The sequence below is a fragment of the Microbacterium sp. VKM Ac-2870 genome (assembly GCF_015350795.1).
Lineage (GTDB): Bacteria > Actinomycetota > Actinomycetes > Actinomycetales > Microbacteriaceae > Microbacterium.
Window position 1 is genome coordinate 595877 of sequence record NZ_JADKSH010000003.1, and the last position, 19391, is coordinate 615267.

A 19391-nucleotide genomic window follows, 5' to 3' on the forward strand; every position below is an offset into this window, starting at 1 on the left:
TCCGCTCCGGCGTCGACCATCATGCCGTGGCCGGCGGTGCCACACTCATACGATGAGGTGCGAAAGCTCGGGACCGTGATCAGTCGTGATGCCGCCGACGGCGAGGGCGTCGCGGACAACCCCTGGGGCGCTCGAGCCGTACTGCAGTTCTTCGTCGGTGGTGCCGTGCTCTTCGTCACCGCGCTGAGCCTCATCTTTTCGTCCGTCTCGGATTACGACACCGTCTTCTCGCTGCTCGTGCTCGGCGTCTTCGCCGTCGTTGTCGCCGCCGTGTCGATGGTCGGAGCCTTCGTCGTCGGCCTACCCTTGCGGCTCATCGCCGGGCTGAGATCCCGATGGCTCGCAAATGGTGAGCTGACCGTCGTCGGCGCAGTGGTAGGGCTGAGCGCCTGCTGTCTTCTCATCGCGTTCGCACCTGTGACAGACGTAACGGCCGAATTGGGTACCTCACCGTCGCGTGAGCCCATCGGGTGGGCGTTGTTCGCTGCATGGGCGCTTTTTGCGCTCTCTGTCGCACACTTCGCTTGGCCCCGGCGATGGCGTCGATCCTGATAAAGCCCCGTCGATCCGGCGCCCCGCTCACGCCCGCGGCGTCTTGATCAGAGCACCCGCGACGAGGAAGACGAACGCCGCCGCGGGCTGCGCGAGCGACCAGACGACGCCATCGAAGCCGAATGGGAAGACCGGGTTCCAGGCCACGGCGATCGCGGCGAACACGGGCACCCACACCCACTGACGCGCCTGCACCGCGAACCACCCGACGATCAGCGCGAAGATCGCCGTCACGAACAGGACGGCCTCGCCCCAGCCTCCGACGATCAGGACGGGGGCAAGAAACAACACGGCCGCCGCGATGAGAGCCGGCGCCAGCGCATTGCGCTGCGTGGTGGGTTCGTTCTTCTTGTTGCTCACGAGGTCCTCCGCGGGTCGATCATGGTCATGCCCGCCGGCGTCGACCGGTCGAGCTGAGGCAGTTCCGTGGCGGCCTCATCGAGCGAGATGGTCCGCTCGATGAGGTCCTGCGGGCGCAGGCGACCAGCGGCGATCAGATCCAGCATCGCCGGATAGTCCACAGCCGCCATCCCGTGACTGCCGAGAAGGTCGATTTCCCACGCGATGACACGCGCCATCGGCATCCCCGACAATCCGGTCGCGGACGGCAGCAGCCCCACCTGCACGTGCCGGCCGCGGCGGCGCAGACTCAGCACGGCGTCGGCGGACGTCTGCTCGGCGCCCACCGCGTCGATCGATACGTGCGCGCCGCCGCCGGTGAGCGCGTGCACGCGCGCGGGCACATCCGCCCCGTCAGCGAGCACGACCGCGGCGGCACCGAGCGCGGATGCCGCGTCGAGTGCGGCCTGCGTGCGGTCGACGGCCACGACGTGGGCGCCGAGCGCGCGGGCGATCATGACGGCGCTGAGTCCGACACCTCCGGCCCCGACGACGACGACCCACTCCTCTGGCTGTACCCGCGCACGGCCGGTGAGGGCGCGGAAGGCGGTGGCGAAGCGGCATCCGAGCGATGCGGCGGCGGCGAACGAGACGTCGTCGGGAATGCGCACGAGGTTGGTGTCGGCGGCGTGCAGAGCAACGCGCTCGGCGAACGACCCCCAGTGGGTGAAGCCGGGCTGCTCCTGTTCGGGGCACACCTGCGCGTCGCCCGCGCGGCACCACTCGCACCGCCCGCACCCGCAGACGAACGGCACCGTGACCCGGTCGCCGACGGCGAAACGCTCGACCCCGGCGCCGGTCTCGACGATGACGCCGGCCAGCTCGTGACCGGGCACGTGCGGCAGCGCGATGTCGTCGTGACCGACCCAGGCATGCCAGTCACTGCGGCAGAGCCCCGTCGCCCGCACCTCGACGACCACGCCGCCGTCAGGGGCTGTCGGATCGTTGACCTCGCGCACCTCCAACGGCTCGCCGATGGCATCCATCATCACTGCACGCATGCGTCCCTTTCGTCCCCTTCACGGTAGTCGGTGGCCGCCGTAGAATGGCCCCCGCACATGCCGGATGCACGACCGAGAGGATGCCTGCCGATGCACGATCGCCCCTCAGATTCAGCACCCGGAGGTAACGCCTTCATCCGGGCGGTGACGAGGTTCTTCGGACGTCTCGCCGAGATCTTCGGATCGCTCGCGCGGTCACTCTCCGGCCGCTACTGACCGACCGGCAGCCGACACGAGAACGGCGACGTGCGTCGCGGAATCCGCGTAGGCACGCGATTGCCGCACGAACAGCATGAGCCAGGCGAACAGCAGGCCGGCGATGATGAACTCAGACCCGGTGAGGTTGTAGTAGTCGATCGGCACCCACAGGGCGACGGCGACGACGATGCCGGCCACGACGAGCACGGAGAAGACCGCGATGTCGCGGCCGATTCCGGGGACGAGCGTGAGCAGGCATCCCACGAGCACGCCGAAGACGACGACCATTCCGGATGCCGCGCCCACATGCACGGGGAAGGCGACGGCGTCCGGAACGAACCCGGCCAGCATCAGGCAGAGGCCGATCACGGCGAGCAGCCACGCGAACAGCCGCGCGCGCCGCTGGGCGTTCGTGACGTGCGCACGCAGGCCCACCTCGAGGTCGTGGGCGACGAAGTTGGCGAGCGCGGTGATGACGGCGCCCGTCGTGATGAGGGAGAGGTTGAACTGGTAGCCCGCATAGCCCGACTCGTTGCCGAGTTGGGAGAAGTGGAACCGCCACCAGTCGCCCTGGGAGGCGCTGACCATGCTCGCCAAGGTGCCGATGAACAGGACGAGGGTGGCCAGGGAGGCGACGCCGGTCGAGGTGACCCGGGCGCCCGAGGCCGACGCCGTGTACGTCATCGCGCCGACGGCGGCGGCCACCAGACCCGCACCACCGAACGGGTCGATCGTGAGGCCGCGGAAGCCCAGTTGGAACAACTCCGCGACAGCCACGACGACGAGCGCCGCCAGCATCATCATCGCCGCCGCGAGCGCGATCAGGTCGGTCGCCCGCTTGGCGCGCGGCAGGCTGTCACGCCACGCGAGGTACCCGCGGCGTCGTTCGAGGGCGAACGAGACCGCGAACGCAGGGCCGGCGCCGATCGCGGCCAGCAGCGCGGCGAGGCTCCCGACCGATTCGCTCCCCCCGAGCGGCATCCGCTCCCCGCCCATGACGAGAACGGTCGCGGCAGCGGCGACCACCGCAGCGCCCAGCGCCCAACGGGTCGCGCGGGCCTCGACGGTCGGGGAGAAGCGGGGCGTCTCGGATGCCGCGTGGTGCACCCACCGCGCGGGGGACGGGCGCCATCTGCTCACGCCTCGAGCTTACTTTCGGCTCCGCCGCTTCCCTCCCGCCGACCGGACTGCAAGGCCGTCGTGTCAACACGCCGCCTGCCGCCGCAACGCCCCGGCGCGTCCCGGGGCATCCCTTGCAGTTCGGTGGCCGGACGAGCGGGTCGGGTCTGTACGCGCGGCCGAACCGGCAGGCCGCCGGGCATTCAGGCCGCCGCTCAGTCCCTCACGACCCGGTAGCGCAGCGCCTGGATGCCGCGGGCCCAGCGGCGCGTCGACACCAGCTCGAGTGCGACCGGGCCGATCCCGCGCGGGTAGAACGGCGTGCCGTCGCCCAGGAGGACCGGATACACGACGCTGCGGTATTCGTCGATGAGTCCGGCGGCGGCGACCGCCGCGGCCAAGCTCGCCCCTCCGACCGCGACCTCGGCGACCGCGTCGTCGCGCAGTCTTGCGACCTCCTCCGTCAGATCGCCACGCAGCAGCGTGGTGTTCTGACCCGGCGCGTGCGTCAGGGTCGACGAGACGACGATCTTTGGCAGCGCCTTCCACACCTCGGCGAACTCGCGCTCGAGCGGCTCGAAGGTGGGCTCGACCTCGGGATCCTCCCAGTACCGCATCGTCTCGTAGAGGCGCCGTCCCAGAAAGTGCGCACTGAGTCCGCGAACCTCCTCGAGCGCGGCGCGGAAGATCTCCTCGTCTGGCGCGCCCCAGTCGAAGCGCCCCTCGGCATCCGTGATGTAGCCGTCGAGGGAGTGCGACATCGAGAGGATGATCCGGGCCACGTTCCGCTCCTTTGCGTCGTTGCTGTGGGCTCGACGCTACCCCTGCACACGACCGGGGAACACCGGGTCGCTCCGCGTCAGTGGGATGCCGCACTCAGCACGCCGCCGTTCGACGCGCGCGGAACGAGTCGCTCGAGCTGGGTGACGTGACGCGGCTCGAGCTCGGCGAGGTTCGAGACACCGAGGAGCTTCATCGTGCGCTCGATCTCGGTGCGGAGGATGTCGATCGTGCGGTCGACGCCCTGGCGTCCGCCGGCCATGAGCCCATAGAGGTACGCGCGCCCGATGAGGGTGAACTTCGCGCCGAGGGCGACCGCGGCGACGATGTCGGCGCCGTTCATGATGCCGGTGTCGATCATGACCGTGGCATCCTTGCCCACTTCGCGCACGACCTCCGGCAGCAGGTGGAACGGGATGGGCGCCCGGTCGAGCTGTCGTCCGCCGTGGTTGGAGAGGATGATGCCGTCGACACCGCGGTCGATGAGGCGCTTGGAGTCTTCGACGTTCTGCACACCCTTGACCACGATCTTGCCCGGCCACAGACCGCGGATGACGTCAAGGTCGTCGTAGCTGATGGTCGGGTCCATCGCCGCGTTGAGCAGTTCGCCGACGGTGCCTCCCGTCGTCGACAGCGACGCGAACTCGAGCTTCGGCGTCGTGAGGAAGTCGATCCACCACCACGGCCGGGGGATGGCGTTGATGATCGTGCCGACGGTCAGCTGCGGCGGGATGGAGAAACCGTTGCGCTTGTCGCGCAGACGCGCACCGGCCACGGGGGTGTCGACGGTGAACTGCAGGGTGTCGAACCCGGCTGCGGCGGCGCGCTTCACGAGTCCGTAGGAGATCTCGCGCTCGCGCATGACGTAGAGCTGGAACCAGTTGCGTCCGTGCGGGTTCGCTGCCTTCACGTCTTCGATGGACGTCGTACCGAGGGTTGACAGGGTGAACGGGATGCCGGCGGCACCGGCGGCTCCCGCTCCCGCGGTCTCACCCTCGGTCTGCATCAGGCGGGTGAACCCGGTGGGGGCGATGCCGAAAGGCAGCGCAGACGGACCGCCGAGGATCTCCGTCGACATGTCGACCTCGGCGGCGGGACGAAGGATGTCGGGGTGGAACTCGATGTCCTGGAAGGCCTGGCGGGCGCGGGCGAGTGACAGCTCCCCCTCGGCAGCGCCGTCGGTGTAGTCGAAAGCCGCTTTGGGTGTGCGACGCTTGGCGATCGTGCGGAGGTCGGCGATCGTGAGCGCAGCATCGAGCCGGCGCTTGCGGGCGTCGAGCTCGGGCTTCTTGAACGTCATCAGTTCGAGCAACTCGGCCGGGTGGGGCAACTGACGCTTCACGGGTGACATGTCGGGCCTTTCGGAGAATGCGACGGTGCACGGCCATAAAGAGGTCTGACCTCTAGCGCACGGTATTCGACGCGCCCTAGGCTGTCAAGCGGATCGAAGGGCGAAGCGAGGCGTGATGACGGAGAATCGAGCGGCACCGCCGTGGCAGCCGGTGAAAAAAGCGCGCGCCCACGAACTGGTGATCGAGGCCATCGAGGACCGCATCCTCTCTGGCGCGCTGCAGGTCGGCGACGCCCTGCCACCCGAACGTGAGATGGCGACGAGCCTCGAAGTCAGTCGTGCGGGCGTGCGCGAAGCCGTGCGCGTCTTGGAAGCGCAGGGCGTGCTGCGGTCACAACCCGGAGCGGGCGCGGCAGCGGGGACGTTCGTCGCCGCCCTCCCCCGCGATGCGCTCACGCGCTTCCTCCGTCTGCACGTCGCGCTGTCGAACTTCTCGATCCAAGACGTCACCGACGCACGAATCGTGCTCGAGCGTGCCAGCGCATCCGCCGCCGCGCGTCGGCTCGACGACGCCTCGCGAGCGACGATGATCGACGCACTCGACCGCATGGATCTTCCGCATGCGACCCGCGACTCGTTCAACGAAGCCGACACGCAGTTCCACCTGGCGATCGCCGAGGCCTCCGGCAGTGCACTGTCGGCGGCGCTCACCGCCGCGATCCGCAGCGCGATGAAGGTGCCGATCCTTCGCGCCGCCGAGCGCACCGAGGAGTGGCCGGAGGAGTCGCAGCGCCTCCGCCGCGAGCACCGGGCCATCTTCGACGCCATCGACGCGGGTGACGCCGAACGCGCGGCCGAGCTCGCCGAAGGTCATATCCGCCGCGCGGCATCCGTGCTGTTCGGCCTGCCCGTCCCCGCGCCTCAGCGCCGGTAACGTGGAGGGAATGCCACATCCTCCGCTCGTGACCCTGCGCGCCCGCACCGCCGCGGACGTCGATGCGCTGTACCGCATCGCGGCGGATCTGGACACGTGGGAGGAGCGCACCCCGTCGCGTCCGTCGCCGCTGACCCGGACGGCGTTCGAGAAGCGCCTGACCGACACGGCGAACGGGCCGGGCACCCGCAGCATCGAGTTCGTGATCGACGTCGAGGGCGACGCGGCCGGCACCGTCAGCCTGTTCGGCTTCGACGACCTCGCCCGGCACGCGGAGATCGGCATCGCCGTCCTCGGCGAGCACCGCGGCCGCGGGATCGGTTCTGCCGCACTGGCGCAGATCGTCGAGTTCGCGTTCGTGCGCTGCAACCTGCGACGCGTGCACCTGCAGGCGATCAGCTCCAACGCCGGCGCGATCCGTGTCTACGAGAAGGCCGGCTTCATCGTCGAAGGACGCCTGCGCGAACACGCGTGGGTGCGCGGGGCATACGAGGACATGGTGGTGCTCGGTCTGTTGCGCGCGGAGTGGAACGGCCGCAACGGCTGACGCGACTCGCTCCTACGGGGCGAAGTCTCGCGCCGGCGGCACGACGGTGCCCTGGTGGAAGCGCAGTCGTGGGGTATCGCCGGCGATATCCCACAAGGACGAGTGCCGACTGCGGCCGGACGGCGCTTCGAGTCGGTAGGTGACGAGCACGAGATCGGGCGAGGGATGCCGGAACTCCCACTGGTCGGTCTGCGGGGCGACCCGAGCGCCTTCCGACTCCTCGGCGAGTGCGGTGACAACCTGCTCGCGCGTCCACAGGATGCCGGAACGCCCGATCTCGACGAATGTCGGGTGCAGGAGCTCGTCGACCCGAGCGGCGTCGCGGCGCACCTGCGGCTCGAGCAGCGCCACCTCGGCATCCTTCACCGCCGCCCACCGCGACACTCCGTCGTGACGCACCAGCCGCACGACCTGGATCGGGTGGCCCGCCAGCCTCCGCTCGCGCTCGACGCCGTCTCGCTCGAACCCGTTGCGGCGATAGAACGCCTCGGCGCGTGGGTTGTCGTCCATCATCCAGAGGTACGCATCGTCGGCACCGACGGCGGCATCCATCAGGAGCTGCCCGGCGCCCGTGCCGTAGAACGCGGCGAGCACGTAGATGCCCTCGAGTTCGCGTCTCACGGGCCGGTCGTGATCACGCCCGTCGCTGGCAGTCGCCCAGCCGACGATGCGCCCGTCGAGCTCCGCGACGTGGACGTCCGTCACGTCGTCGGCAATGATCGCAGCCCACCGCTCGACCCTCGGCTCCACCCGCAACCCGGCGAGTAGGTCGGCAGGCAACTGGCGTGCGTACGCCTCGCGCCAAGCCTGCACGTGCACCTCGGCGACGCCGCGCACATCATCGGCGGATGCCGGGCGCACCCGCAGAGCGTGTCGGTCTGTGGTCGCACTCATGCGCCGATGTTCCCTCACGGTGGGTCGGAGACTTTGCGCGACGCGCACGTCACGCGGTCAACGCGGTGTCGACCAGTTCGAACACCGCCGGGTCCCAGGTGAGGGCGCGCTCCCAGGGGAGTTCGAAACCATTCGCGAAGAAGATGCTGTGCACGTCGCCGCCAACCGTATGACGGCGCACGTGCGGCAGAACGGCCGCGGGTACGTCCTCGGCGAGCGCACTGCGCAGCGACACGAGGCCGTCGTGCGGCCAGAGCCGGTCGGGCTCACTGTGCGCGTGGAAGTAGCCCCCACCGATCACCGTGACCGCGACGTCGTTCAGCACATCGGCCTGCGCGGAGTTCCACTCCGTGAGGAAGCGGGCCGAGACCTCGGCCGCCGCACCCTGCGAGTTCGCGGCCGCGTATCCCGGCGACGCCGCCAGGATACTCAGCGTCGGCGGGTCGTCCTGCGCATCGCCCGTCGTGATGTCGCCGCTCAAAACATCGCCGAGAAGCGATCCGTGCCACGGCGTTCCGAGCGCCACCAGCCGTGAGACGGCAGGTCCTTCGTGTCCGAGTTCACGCAGGGCCGCGCGGCAGAACAGTCCACCCATGGAGTGAGCCACGAGCTGCACCGACGACACGCCCTGCTCCTCGGCCAACCAACGGAGGAACGCTGCCAGCTTCACCCCTGCGGGGTCGATGTCGCCGACCGCGTTGATCGTCAGGGCTGCCGGGAGGACGTCGGCCACTTCTGAGAACCCCTGCCACCCTGTGTCCTCACGAACTTGCCCCTCACCGATCCCCGCGGGGGCCGTGAACACGGCGGCATGCCGGTCCAGAAGGTGGGCACGCAAGGCCGTCAAGGTATTGCCCGCGGCGAGCCCCTGGGCCGCAGCGCGATCGACGCTGGTGTACGGAGTCACCGCCGCTCCACCGGAAACGAGCACCACAGCATCCACGTCGACGTCCTCTCCTCGGGTGACACCAGCCTAGATCCCGGCGCGTCGGAACCACGAGGGGTCTTCGCCCGAACCGCCGGGCTCAGGTGCGGCCGTGGGAGACCGCCGCCATCCGGTCATTGCGCGTCTTGGCGAGGCTTGCGATCGTTGCCACGGTGACCGTGGCGGCGATGAAGACCAGCGACAGCCAGATGGGGATCTCCGGGATGAACGTCACGTGCTCGCCGCCGTTGATGAACGGCAGCTCGTTCTTGTGGAGCGCGTGGATCAGCAGCTTGACGCCGATGAAGGCGAGGATGACCGCCAGGCCCTGGGCGAGATAGACCAGGCGCTCGAGCAGGCCCCCGATCAGGAAGTAGAGCTGGCGAAGGCCCATCAACGCAAACGCGTTGGCGGTGAAGACGAGATACGCCTCCTGCGTGAGCCCGTAGATCGCGGGGATCGAGTCGACGGCGAACACGAGGTCGATGAAACCGATCGCGACGATCACCAGCAGCATCGGCGTGACGAAGCGTCGTCCGCCCTTCACGACCGTGAGCCGGTCGCCGTCGTACTCGTCGCTCACCGGAAGCACGCGTCGCACGAACCGCATGAAGCGGCCGTCGGCCGGGTTCGACTCGCCGTGCGCGAAGGCCTGTCGGTACGCGAGGAACAGCAGCAGCGCGCCGAAGAGGTAGAACACCCACGAGAAGTTCTCGATGAGTGCGGCACCGACCGCGATGAAGCCACCGCGCATGATCAGCGCGATCACGATGCCGATCATCAGCACCTTCTGCTGATACATCTTCGGCACCGCGAAGCCGGTCATGACGATGAGGAAGACGAACAGGTTGTCGATCGACAGGGCCTTCTCGGTGAGGTAGCCCGCGAAATACTCGCCGCCGTATCCCCAGCCCGAGACGACGCCGACGCCGACGCCGAACAGCAGCGCCAGTCCGATGTAGAAGGCCGACCAGCGCGCGGATTCACCGACGGTCGGCTCGTGCGGTTTGCGGACGTGGAGGAAGAACTCCCACACGAAGAAGGCGATCGTGACGGCGATCGTGATGATCCACACAAGGGGTGTGATGTTCACAGAGGGCTCCTGGCTAGTGGCGTGACGAGGTCGACGCCAGAGTCTCCCCCATCCCTTTCAGGACCGGTCGGCCCGGGCTGCGAAGCAACCGTAATGACGAGCCGTCCGTATCGGAGTACTCCCCCTGGACTGGTTGAACACTAGAGCACGGGGCCGCAGCGAAGCTGACAAGAAGCCGGATGCGAGAGGGCGCTCCTGCCTCAGTGCGCGGCGTAACCGCCGGCGCGGATCTCCTCGATGAGCGACGGGCGCGAAGGGGTCCACCCGAGCGCGCGGGCCTTCGCACCGAACCCCTGCTGGTCGAGCATGAGCGCGTCGGCGAAGGCCGCGCCGAGCCGTGCGCGCGACGCCTCCAGCCCCTCCGGAACGACGGCTCCGTCGGCGAACGCCGCGCCGATCTCGGCGACGGTGGGGTTCGATCCGCTCAGACCCAGGATGCGTCCGACGGGTTCGGGGCTCTCGACCACCCGGACGTAGAGGTCGGCGAGGTCGTCGACGTGCACCGTCGCCCAGTGCTGCGTACCCTCGCCGATCACGGTGAGGTGCCCCTCGGCATCCCGCGGAGCCTGCCCCAGCAACGCAGGGATGCCGGCGCCGGCGCCGTACACGATGCCCGGCTCGACGATCGAGAGCACGAGGTCGGCGCCAGCCAGCCGCGACTCGACCTGCTCGCGCCAGGCGACCAGTGCGGGCGGCGCGAACGGCGTCTCTTCGGTGAGGTCGTCGGAGGGGCCGTGGATCCAGAGGCCACCGGTGTGCACATAGGGCTTGCCGGTTCCCGCGAACGCGGCGATCGCGGCGTCGGCCACCGCACCGTCGAACTGCGGCGCCGTGTCGTCGCCCGGTGCGGCCGTGTGGATCGCGGCATCCGCTTCGGCGAGAAGAGGTGCGAACCACGCGGCGTCGGTGATGTCACCCACCACGGCGGTCGCCCCCGCGGCGGTCGCCTTCTGCGCCGCCGTCTCGCTGCGCACGGGGGCGATGACCTCGTGCCCCCGCGCGCGGAGCGCGGCGAGAACGGAGGAGCCGATATAGCCGGTTGCACCGGTGAGAACGATCTTCATACCGTCATCGTAGGCACGCCCAGGATGCCGGAGGGCGGCGCGGACGTAGGTCAGGAGGAGGCGGATTCCGTCGTCACGACGAGCCGCCCGCCCCGCCAGACCGCGGCAGTGAGCGGCATTCCGGGACGGTAGGCGAGATGCGTCGCCGACGGCGCGTCGAGCAGATGGAGGTCGGCCCGGTGACCGACGGCGATCGATCCGATCGCGCCGTCGCCATCGCCCTTGCTCCCGTCGCGACCGAGCGCGATGGCCCCGGCGCGGGTGGCCGCTCGCACCGCCTCGTGCACGCTCAGTCCCATCTGCAGCACGGCGGTCGCCACGCAGAACGGCATAGAGCTGGTGTACGACGTGCCGGGGTTGCAGTTGGAGGCGATCGCCACTTCGACGCCCGCGTCGAGCAGACGTCGGGCGGGAGCAAGAGGCGCGCGGGTCGAGAGGTCGCAGGCAGGAAGAACCGTGGCGACCGTGCTGCCCGCGGCGAGCGCGTCGAGGTCGGCGTCGGAGACGAAGTTGCAGTGGTCGACGCTCGCGGCACCGAGCTCGACCGCGAGGCGGATGCCGTCACCGTGACCGAGCTGGTTGCCGTGCACCCGCAGGCCGAGACCCGCAGCCGCGGCGGCGGTGAGCACCTCACGCGACTGCTCGGCGGTGAACGCGCCGCGCTCGCAGAACACGTCGGCCCACGACACGAACGGGCGCACCGCGTCGAGCATGGGCCCGCAGACCTCGCGCACGTAGTCGTCGGGGTCGACGCCGGCCGGCACGAGGTGCGCACCGAGGAAAGTGGCCTCGTCGGCGCCGGCGGCCGCGATGCGGGCACTGCGCGCTTCGCTCGCGACATCGAGTCCGTAGCCGGTCTTCGTCTCGATCCACGTCGTCCCCTGCGCGCGAGCCGCGCGCACGCGGGCCGCGACGAGGGCGGACAACCGCTCATCGGAAGCGGCGCGCGTGGCATCCCGCGTCACCGCGATGCCTCCCGCGACGTAGCTCTGTCCGGCCATCCGGGCTTCGAATTCGGCGGTGCGGTCGCCATCGAACACGAGATGGGTGTGGGAATCGACCCAGCCGGGGAGCAGGGCGCGACCGTCGGCGTCGACGCGGTCGTCGGCGGCAGGGGCCTCGGCGGCGGCGCCGATCCACGCGATGCGGTCGCCGTCGATGACGACGGCCGCGTCGCGCAGCACACGGTCTTCGTCGTCGACGGTCATCAGCTCACCGATACGGGTGATGAGGGTCGCGCTCACGCGAGCACCGCCTTTCGCCACAAATCCCCGATGGGGCCGAGATCGGTATGCACTCCGCGGATCGCGCGCTCGCGCCCTCCGATGATCACACGGGTGACGTCCTGCGCGGTGGCGCTGAGCACGAGCTGGCCGGGGTCACTGCCCGCGGTGCGAGCGCTGGCCTCATCGACCACGAGCAGGTCGCACGGCCGGCCGACCGCAAGCGCGCCGACCCGGCGGCCGACGGCCTCCGCGCCTCCGCGGGTGAGGGCGGCCACGAGTTCGGCGGGCGAGAACCGTCCGCGACGCCCCGACGCGAGCCGTTCGCCGTGCTCGAGAGCGCGGGCCTCGAGGAGCGGATCGACGACGGCGTGCTGGTCGGTGCCGAGGGCGATGCGCGCACCGGCATCCGCAAGTCTCCGCGCCGGCCCCACGCCGTCGCCGAGGTCGGCCTCGGTGGTCGGGCACATCACGATCGTCGCCCCCGCCGCACCCAGGGCCGCGATGTCGTCGTCGTCGAGGTGGGTCGCGTGCACGGCCGACAGCCGCGACGAGAGCAGACCGCTGCGAGCGAGCAGCGCCGTCGGCGTCAGGCCGGTCGCAGCCACGCACGCCTCGTTCTCGCCGGGCTGCTCCGACAGGTGCACGTGCAGCGGGATGGCGGGGTCGAGCTCGGCGCCGATGCGTTCGAGAGCATCGACCGGCACGGCGCGCACGGAGTGCACGGCGGCGCCGACGACGACCTCGGGATGCTCCTCGGCGAGGCGCGAGCGCAGCGACGACAGACGGGCGAGCCACGCCGCGGCATCCGCATCGCCGAAGCGGCGTTGCGCGGGCTCGAGCGGCGAGCCGAAACCACTCGACAGGTAGCACGTGTCGAGCAGCGTCAGTCGGATGCCGGCAGCTCGCGCCGCGCGGGCGAGGGCGAGCTCCATCGCGTGCGGGGGGTCGTACGGGCGCGCATCGGGCGCGTGGTGCACGTAGTGGAACTCGGCCACCGCGCTCCAGCCCGCGGCGACCATCTCGGCGTAGACGGCGGTGGCGATCCGTTCGTACGACACGGGATCCAGCCGCGCCGACTCGCGGTACATCAGCTCGCGCCAGGTCCAGAAGCTGCCCCCGTCGGCGTGGGTGCGACCGCGCAGCAGCCGGTGGAACGCGTGCGAATGCGCGTTGACCGCTCCAGGCAGCACGAGCCCGTCGAGGCGCTCGTCGCCGTCGCAGCAACCGGTGTCGGTGTCGATCTGCGTGATCACGCCGTCGGCGGATGCCGTGATGCGCACGCCATGGGCGACGTCGCCTTCGACCCACGCCCGCTCTGCCCAAAACGCGGTCATGACAGCAGCTCCTGCAACGCGTCGGCGAGAGCCGCGGCGGAAGCGTCGGCGTCCGCATCGGTGACGTATTCCTCCGGCGAGTGGGAGATGCCCGAGGGGTTGCGGACGAAGAGCATCCCCGTCGGCACGGCGCTTGCGAGGATGCCCGCGTCGTGTCCCGCGCCGGTGCGCAGATGCGGGGCGTCGGCGAGCGCCGCACCCAGGCGGCCGGCGAGTGTCGGATCGAATCCGACCGTGGGGCTCCAGGATTCCTCGACCAGGACCGCCTCGCATCCCCGGGCTGCGGCGATATCGCCGCACATGCGGTCGATGTCGGCCATCATGCGCCGGGTGACGGCGTCGTCGGGGTGGCGCGCGTCGATCCAGAAGTCCACCGACGACGCGATGACGTTCGTGCCGCCGGGAACAGGCTCGAAGCGGCCGACGGTGGCGCGCGCATCGTCGATGGCGCCGGCGACCTCGGCGATGGCGCCGACCATCGCTGCGGCGGCGACCACGGGATCACGGCGGTCGGCCATGAGGGTCGTGCCGGCGTGGTTGCCCTCGCCGCGCACCGACACCTTGAAGCGACCGTGGCCGAGGATGGACTCCGCCACGGCGAACGGCCGAGCGAAATCGATCAGACCGCGTCCCTGTTCGACGTGCAGCTCGACGAACACGCCGATGCGGGCGAGCGTCTCGGGATCGGGGCCGATCCACCGCGGATCGATGCCACCCGCCGCGAACACGTCGGCGAGCGTGTTGCCGTCGCGGTCGGTGAGGGTGCGCGCGGCATCCGGCGAGAGTGCACCGGTGAGCAGGCGGGAGCCGAGGCACGCGACGCCGAAGCGCGACCCCTCCTCCTCGGGGAACACCGCGATCGCCAGCGGCCGTGCCGGAGTGAACCCGCGCTCACGCAGCACGTCGACGGCGCCGAACGCCGCCGCGACGCCGAGCGGGCCGTCGAACGCCCCTCCGCCGGGCACGGAGTCGAGGTGGCTGCCGGTGACGACGGCGTCCGGTCCCGCCAGCCCCCACCACGCCCACAGGATGCCGTTGCGATCGACCTCGACGTCGAGTCCGCGCTGCGCGGCCTCAGCGAGGAACCAGCTGCGCAGGTCGCGTTCGGCGGTCGAGAACACCGGGCGGACATATCCGCCGCTGCGGGCGTCGCGGCCGATGCCCGCGATCGCGGTGAGGAGGGTGGTGACGGCGGTCATGGCCGGAGCATCGGTACCCGGACGCCACGCTCACGGGCGACCTCGATGGCCCGTTCGTAGCCGGCATCCACGTGTCGGATGACGCCCATGCCGGGGTCGTTCGTGAGCAGACGCTCGAGCTTCTGCGCCGCAAGCGGTGTGCCGTCGGCCACCGAGACCTGGCCCGCATGGATGGAACGACCGATGCCGACGCCGCCGCCGTGGTGGAGGGAGACCCATGTGGCGCCCGACGCGGTGTTGAGGAGCGCGTTGAGGATGGGCCAGTCGGCGATGGCGTCCGACCCGTCGGCCATGGCCTCGGTCTCGCGGTAGGGCGATGCCACCGATCCCGAGTCGAGATGGTCGCGGCCGATCACGATCGGCGCGGAGATCTTGCCTTCGGCTACGAGCTCATTGAAACGCAGGGCGGCCTTGGCGCGCTCACCGTAGCCCAGCCAGCAGATGCGGGCGGGCAGTCCCTCGAACTCGACGTGCTCCTGCGCGGCGGCGATCCAGCGCGTGAGCCCCTCGTTCTCGGGGAAGAGCTCGAGGATCGCCTGGTCGGTGACGGCGATATCGGCCGGATCGCCCGACAGCGCCACCCACCGGAAGGGGCCGAGACCTTCGCAGAAGAGCGGGCGGATGTAGGCCGGCACGAAGCCGGGGAACGCGAACGCGTCGGCGTACCCACCCTGACGGGCCTCGTCACGGATCGAATTGCCGTAGTCGAACACCTCGGCGCCGCGGTTCTGGAAGGCCACCATCGCCTCGACGTGCCGCGCCATAGACGCACGCGCACGGACGGTGAAGCCCTCCGGATCGCGCTCCGCTTCGGCGCGCCAGTCCTCGAACGCCACCCCCACCGGCAAGTACGCGAGCGGGTCGTGCGCGGAGGTCTGGTCGGTGACGATGTCGACCGGGACGTCTCTGCGCAGCAGCTCGGGCAGCACCTCGGCGCTGTTGCCGACGAGACCGACCGACAGCGCGCGGCCCTCGGCCTTGGCCGTGAGCACGCGCTCGAGCGCGTCGTCGAGGTCGGTGGCGACCTCATCGAGGTATCGCTTGCCCAGACGGCGGCGCAAGCGCGTCTCATCGACATCCACGATCAGCACCGCGCCACCGTTCAAGGTGACGGCCAGCGGCTGCGCGCCGCCCATGCCGCCACATCCGCCGGTGACCGTGAGCGTGCCGGCGAGCGTGCCGCCGAAGCGCTTGCGAGCCACGGCGCCGAAAGTCTCGTACGTGCCCTGCAGGATGCCCTGCGTGCCGATGTAGATCCACGAACCGGCCGTCATCTGGCCGTACATCGTCAGTCCCTCGGCCTCGAGGCGGCGGAACTCGGGCCAGGTGGCCCAGTCGCCGACGAGGTTGGAGTTGGCCAGAAGAACACGCGGCGCCCACACGTTCGTGCGGAACACTCCGACCGGCTTGCCCGACTGCACCAGCAGCGTCTCATCGTCGTCGAGGTCGGCGAGCGTCGCGACGATCGCGTCGTAGCTCGCCCAGTTGCGGGCGGCCTTTCCCGTGCCGCCGTACACGATGAGGTCTTCGGGACGCTCCGCGACCTCGGGGTCGAGGTTGTTCATGAGCATCCGCAGCGGGGCTTCGGTCTGCCAGCTCTTCGCTGTCAGTGTCGTCCCTCGCGGCGCGCGCACCTCACGGCTTCCGGTCATCTCGGTGTCTCTCTTCCTGGTGTGCTCGCTCGTGTGGCGGCGGACAGTTCGGGGCGGGCCAGGATCGACTGGCTCTCGGCGACGAGCAGGCGCCCGATCGCGGCGTTCTTCACGTCGGTGGTGCGGTAGCTGGGCACGACGACCGAGAGGGAGGCCACGACCCGGCCGCCCACGGCGACCGGCGCGGCGATGGCGGTGACGTCGTCTTCCACACCCTGGGTCACGACGATGTAGCCGGCGTTGCCCGCCTCGCCCGCTTTTCCCTCGAGGACGGCGCCCGCGGCGGAGCCGTGCAGCGGGATGCTGCGGCCGACCCAACTCGCGTGACGCACCGAGTGGGTGCCCTCGACGATGGCGATGTAGAGCGCGGTGTCGCCGGCGCCGCGGATGGCGAGATAGCAGGACTCCCCCGTTGCGGCGACGACCCGCGCGAGGGCAGGCTCGGCGAGGGAGACCAGCGAGTCGTTCGACAGTGCGAGAGCACCGAGCTGCACGATTCGCGCGCCGGCGGCGTAGCGGCCGTCGGGCACGCGGCGGACGAACTCCTGGGCCTCGAGCGTGCGCAGCAGACGCAGCGCGGTGCTCGCCGACAAGTCGGCGGCTCGGGCCGCATCGGCCAGCGTGATCGGTCCGCCGTCACACACGGTGCCGAGAAGCGACAGGGCGCGATCGACGGTGCGGGTGGATGTCTCGGTCATATTCCATTCAGTAAAACGCTGTTGCTACTCAATGGCAAGAGGTGCGGCCGCTGGTGGCGGGCGATGTTCCGTCATCCGTCGAGGGACGAACCGCACGTCGGTGACCAGACTGTGCGGGAGCCCTCAGCCCACACGAACGGAAGGAACGAGGATGAGCGAACCATCCAGCCACACACACCTCAGCGAGCACCATCGGGTCACCCTGGAGCACATTGCGCGCCACCCCACCACGCACAACCTGGAGTGGGACGACGTGATCGGACTGCTCCGCGAGGTCGCCGAGGTGCACGAAGAACACGACGGCAAGGTGAAGGTCGCCCTCGGAAACGAGAAGCTCGTGCTGAGCAGACCGCGACACAAAGACGTCGACGAGCAGATGGTGCTCGATCTTCGCCGCCTGTTCCGCGCCACCGGCGTGCTGCCGGCCGGCGACTGACGTTCAGCCGCGAGAGATGCCGTCACCCCGAGCGCGACCCTCTCTCGCGCTGCGGATACCGAACTACCGCCGATTCATCGCCGGTCAGGGTGTCAGCCTCATCGGGTCGTGGACGGAGACGATCGCCCAGGGCGTGCTCGTCCTGCAGCTGACGAACTCGCCGCTGCAGCTCGGTATCGTCGCGGCGCTTCGCTACCTGCCCGTGCTGCTCTTCGCGCCCTACGCCGGGGTGATCGTCGACCGCCACGACCGCCGACGGGTGCTGATCACGACCCAATCGCTGCTCGGCGGCCTCTCCGCCGTCCTCGGCATCGCGGTCGTCCTGCAGATCATCTCGATCGAGGCCGTATACGTCTTCGCCCTGTCGTTCGGTGTGCTCACCGCCCTGGACAACCCCGCCCGGATGGCGCTGATCCCCGAACTGGTCGATCGCGAAGCACTGCGCGACGCCATCACCCTGAACAGCATCTTGGCGAACGTCGGTCGAGGCGTCGGCCCCGTCGTCGCCGCGGGGCTGCTGGCCACTGTCGGGGCAGCCTGGTGCTTCTTCGTCAACGCCGGCAGCTTCGTGTTCGTCGTCGTCGCCCTGCTTCTGATCGACCGGTCACAGATGCACCCGGAAGGAACTGTTCCCCGTCGTGGTGGGCAGCTACGGGCGGCGCTCGTGGTGGCGCGGCGGACACCCGACATCCTGGGACCGCTCGCCATGATGGCCGTCGTCGGCACGCTCACGTACGAGTTCGAGGTCAGCTTCCCGCTGTTCGCCGAACGCTCCCTCGACGGCGGAGCCGTGGAGTACGCGTGGTTGACCGCGGCTTTCGGTGCCGGTGCCGTTCTGGCCGGGCTCATCCTGATCTTCTGGCCGCAGACGGGCCTGCGGCAGATGGTATGGATCACGGTCGCGTACGCCGCCGCTCTCGCGCTTGCGGCCACGGCGCCGACGAGCCTCTGGGCGAATGCGGCTGTCGTCCTGGTCGGATCCGCCAGCATCGGCTTCCTGACGACGGGAAACGCCACGATCCAGTTGGCCGCACCCGCTCAGATGCGCGGTCGCATCACCTCGCTGTGGACGATGGCCTTCACCGGGAGCACCCCGATCGGCGCGCTGATCATCGGCGGCGTCGGCGCACTGTGGGGCGGACGCTCCACCGTGTACGTCGCCGCTGCGGCGTGCGCCGCCGCCGCCCTTGTCGGCTGGTCGATTCTTCGCCGTCAGCCGCGGGTCTGATCGGGTCGGCGGCGGTTCTGTCGTCGAGCGACCAGCAGCAGCACCAGCCCCACAGCCGAAGGGATGACAGGGAGGACGGCGCCCGCGGCGACGTCGACCGTCATCACCGCGGCGCCGCACAGGGCGCCGGCGGCGAGCGCGACGATCGTCCCGATGCGGACGAGCGCTTCGGAGAGATCGCCGTCTGCGGCATCCTTCATCAGTGTGGTGATCGCGCCGGTCACGAAGGTCGTCGCCACGCGCGATCGCACCTCGACACGGCGCCCGATCACAGTCTGCAGCGCCATCGCGGTCGTCGACAGGGCCACCACGACCATGATGAGCACCATGCCGCGCCGCCCGCCGTCTACCGCCCAGATCCCGGCCACGGCGAGTTGCGCGGCGAGCCCGCACCCCATGACGCTGCCCAGCCGCCGCGTCGACACCTGCGCCCCGCGCGTCACGCGGAAGCCGGCGAACACGACACCCGAGAAGACGACGACCGCAACGATCGCGCCCGTCAGCGTCGCCGGATAGTCCGGTCGGGTGATCAGGCCGGAGAGCACCACATTTCCGGTCATATTCGCCGTGAAGATCCCGCCGAGTTGGAGGAACGCGAACGCGTCGGTCGCACCTGCGGCGAAGGAGAGCACGACGGCCAGGGCGTCGAGACTCGGCCGGTCGCGGTCATTCGGAATGGTCATCGGCTCGGCTCCCGTCGCTCTGCGGGAACGCTATGGCCAACGAGATTGCGGGCCTTGCGACGACTGTCGGAGAACATCACGTCGCCGGCACGTCTCAACATCCGTCGTAACGCCGCCACCGCCTCGCCGAATACGGTG

General features: G+C 70.0%; 20 protein-coding genes. 5 read left to right on the plus strand and 15 right to left on the minus strand.

Features of this window, described 5'->3' with window-relative positions; translation table 11 throughout:
* Positions 1–75: 75 nt before the first annotated feature.
* The gene (locus ITJ43_RS10210) at positions 76–552 is read left to right on the plus strand and encodes a hypothetical protein (protein ID WP_194583714.1); all 477 of its coding nucleotides are present in this window, start codon (positions 76–78) and stop codon (positions 550–552) included.
* 27 nt (positions 553–579) lie between these two features.
* Here ITJ43_RS10210 and ITJ43_RS10215 read toward each other — a convergent pair whose 3' ends face one another.
* The 5 genes from ITJ43_RS10215 to ITJ43_RS10235 form a co-directional block, all read right to left on the minus strand.
* A complete protein-coding gene (locus tag ITJ43_RS10215; protein WP_194583715.1) occupies positions 580–912 on the minus strand; it encodes a DUF6804 family protein in 333 nt (110 codons plus the stop codon).
* Positions 909–1952: a zinc-dependent alcohol dehydrogenase family protein gene (locus tag ITJ43_RS10220; RefSeq protein ID WP_194583716.1), complete on the minus strand. Its 1044-nt coding sequence runs from the start codon at positions 1950–1952 to the stop codon at positions 909–911. The genes ITJ43_RS10215 and ITJ43_RS10220 overlap by 4 nt, the downstream gene beginning before the upstream one ends.
* Before the next feature lie 195 nt (positions 1953–2147).
* Positions 2148–3290 (minus strand): DUF998 domain-containing protein, encoded by a 1143-nt coding sequence (locus ITJ43_RS15330; RefSeq protein WP_194583717.1) that lies wholly within the window; start codon positions 3288–3290, stop codon positions 2148–2150.
* A gap of 194 nt (positions 3291–3484) precedes the next feature.
* Positions 3485–4051 (minus strand): dihydrofolate reductase family protein, encoded by a 567-nt coding sequence (locus tag ITJ43_RS10230; protein ID WP_194583718.1) that lies wholly within the window; start codon positions 4049–4051, stop codon positions 3485–3487.
* Positions 4052–4128: 77 nt separating this feature from the next.
* A complete protein-coding gene (locus ITJ43_RS10235; RefSeq protein WP_194583719.1) occupies positions 4129–5400 on the minus strand; it encodes an alpha-hydroxy acid oxidase in 1272 nt (423 codons plus the stop codon).
* A 115-nt stretch (positions 5401–5515) separates the two neighbouring features.
* Between ITJ43_RS10235 and ITJ43_RS10240 the strand changes: the two genes are divergently transcribed.
* Positions 5516–6274: a FadR/GntR family transcriptional regulator gene (locus tag ITJ43_RS10240; RefSeq protein WP_194583720.1), complete on the plus strand. Its 759-nt coding sequence runs from the start codon at positions 5516–5518 to the stop codon at positions 6272–6274.
* A gap of 10 nt (positions 6275–6284) precedes the next feature.
* The gene (locus ITJ43_RS10245) at positions 6285–6821 is read left to right on the plus strand and encodes a GNAT family N-acetyltransferase (protein WP_194583721.1); all 537 of its coding nucleotides are present in this window, start codon (positions 6285–6287) and stop codon (positions 6819–6821) included.
* 12 nt (positions 6822–6833) lie between these two features.
* On the opposite strand, the gene ITJ43_RS10250 is transcribed toward ITJ43_RS10245, so the two are convergent.
* The 9 genes from ITJ43_RS10250 to ITJ43_RS10290 all read right to left on the minus strand — a co-directional run bounded on the left by ITJ43_RS10250 (position 6834) and on the right by ITJ43_RS10290 (position 16906).
* Positions 6834–7715 carry a GNAT family N-acetyltransferase gene (locus tag ITJ43_RS10250; protein ID WP_194583722.1) on the minus strand — a complete coding sequence of 294 codons (882 nt, stop codon included), beginning with the start codon at positions 7713–7715 and terminating at the stop codon, positions 6834–6836.
* 49 nt (positions 7716–7764) lie between these two features.
* On the minus strand, positions 7765–8658 hold the full coding sequence (locus tag ITJ43_RS10255) for an esterase/lipase family protein (RefSeq protein ID WP_194583723.1): 894 nt from the start codon (positions 8656–8658) through the stop codon (positions 7765–7767).
* An 82-nt stretch (positions 8659–8740) separates the two neighbouring features.
* Positions 8741–9733 carry a TerC/Alx family metal homeostasis membrane protein gene (locus ITJ43_RS10260; protein WP_194583724.1) on the minus strand — a complete coding sequence of 331 codons (993 nt, stop codon included), beginning with the start codon at positions 9731–9733 and terminating at the stop codon, positions 8741–8743.
* A 200-nt stretch (positions 9734–9933) separates the two neighbouring features.
* Positions 9934–10797, minus strand: coding sequence for an NAD-dependent epimerase/dehydratase family protein (locus ITJ43_RS10265; protein WP_194583725.1), 864 nt, complete (start codon positions 10795–10797; stop codon positions 9934–9936).
* A gap of 50 nt (positions 10798–10847) precedes the next feature.
* Positions 10848–12005 carry an imidazolonepropionase gene (gene hutI, locus ITJ43_RS10270; RefSeq protein WP_228495763.1) on the minus strand — a complete coding sequence of 386 codons (1158 nt, stop codon included), beginning with the start codon at positions 12003–12005 and terminating at the stop codon, positions 10848–10850.
* Positions 12006–12037: 32 nt separating this feature from the next.
* The gene (locus tag ITJ43_RS10275; protein WP_194583727.1) at positions 12038–13357 is read right to left on the minus strand and encodes a formimidoylglutamate deiminase; all 1320 of its coding nucleotides are present in this window, start codon (positions 13355–13357) and stop codon (positions 12038–12040) included.
* On the minus strand, positions 13354–14556 hold the full coding sequence (locus ITJ43_RS10280; RefSeq protein WP_194583728.1) for an allantoate amidohydrolase: 1203 nt from the start codon (positions 14554–14556) through the stop codon (positions 13354–13356). Before ITJ43_RS10280 ends, ITJ43_RS10275 begins: the two co-directional genes overlap by 4 nt.
* Positions 14553–16208 carry a urocanate hydratase gene (gene hutU, locus ITJ43_RS10285; protein WP_194583729.1) on the minus strand — a complete coding sequence of 552 codons (1656 nt, stop codon included), beginning with the start codon at positions 16206–16208 and terminating at the stop codon, positions 14553–14555. The genes ITJ43_RS10280 and hutU overlap by 4 nt, the downstream gene beginning before the upstream one ends.
* Positions 16205–16906 (minus strand): IclR family transcriptional regulator, encoded by a 702-nt coding sequence (locus ITJ43_RS10290; protein WP_194583730.1) that lies wholly within the window; start codon positions 16904–16906, stop codon positions 16205–16207. The genes hutU and ITJ43_RS10290 overlap by 4 nt, the downstream gene beginning before the upstream one ends.
* A 151-nt stretch (positions 16907–17057) precedes the next feature.
* Between ITJ43_RS10290 and ITJ43_RS10295 the strand changes: the two genes are divergently transcribed.
* Both ITJ43_RS10295 and ITJ43_RS10300 read left to right on the plus strand, forming a co-directional pair.
* Positions 17058–17342, plus strand: coding sequence for a hypothetical protein (locus tag ITJ43_RS10295; protein ID WP_194583731.1), 285 nt, complete (start codon positions 17058–17060; stop codon positions 17340–17342).
* Positions 17343–17358: 16 nt separating this feature from the next.
* Positions 17359–18570: an MFS transporter gene (locus ITJ43_RS10300; protein ID WP_194583732.1), complete on the plus strand. Its 1212-nt coding sequence runs from the start codon at positions 17359–17361 to the stop codon at positions 18568–18570.
* On the opposite strand, the gene ITJ43_RS10305 is transcribed toward ITJ43_RS10300, so the two are convergent.
* Positions 18555–19253, minus strand: coding sequence for a YoaK family protein (locus ITJ43_RS10305; RefSeq protein ID WP_194583733.1), 699 nt, complete (start codon positions 19251–19253; stop codon positions 18555–18557). The two genes, ITJ43_RS10300 and ITJ43_RS10305, sit on opposite strands and share 16 nt — an antisense overlap.
* Positions 19254–19391: the final 138 nt, after the last annotated feature.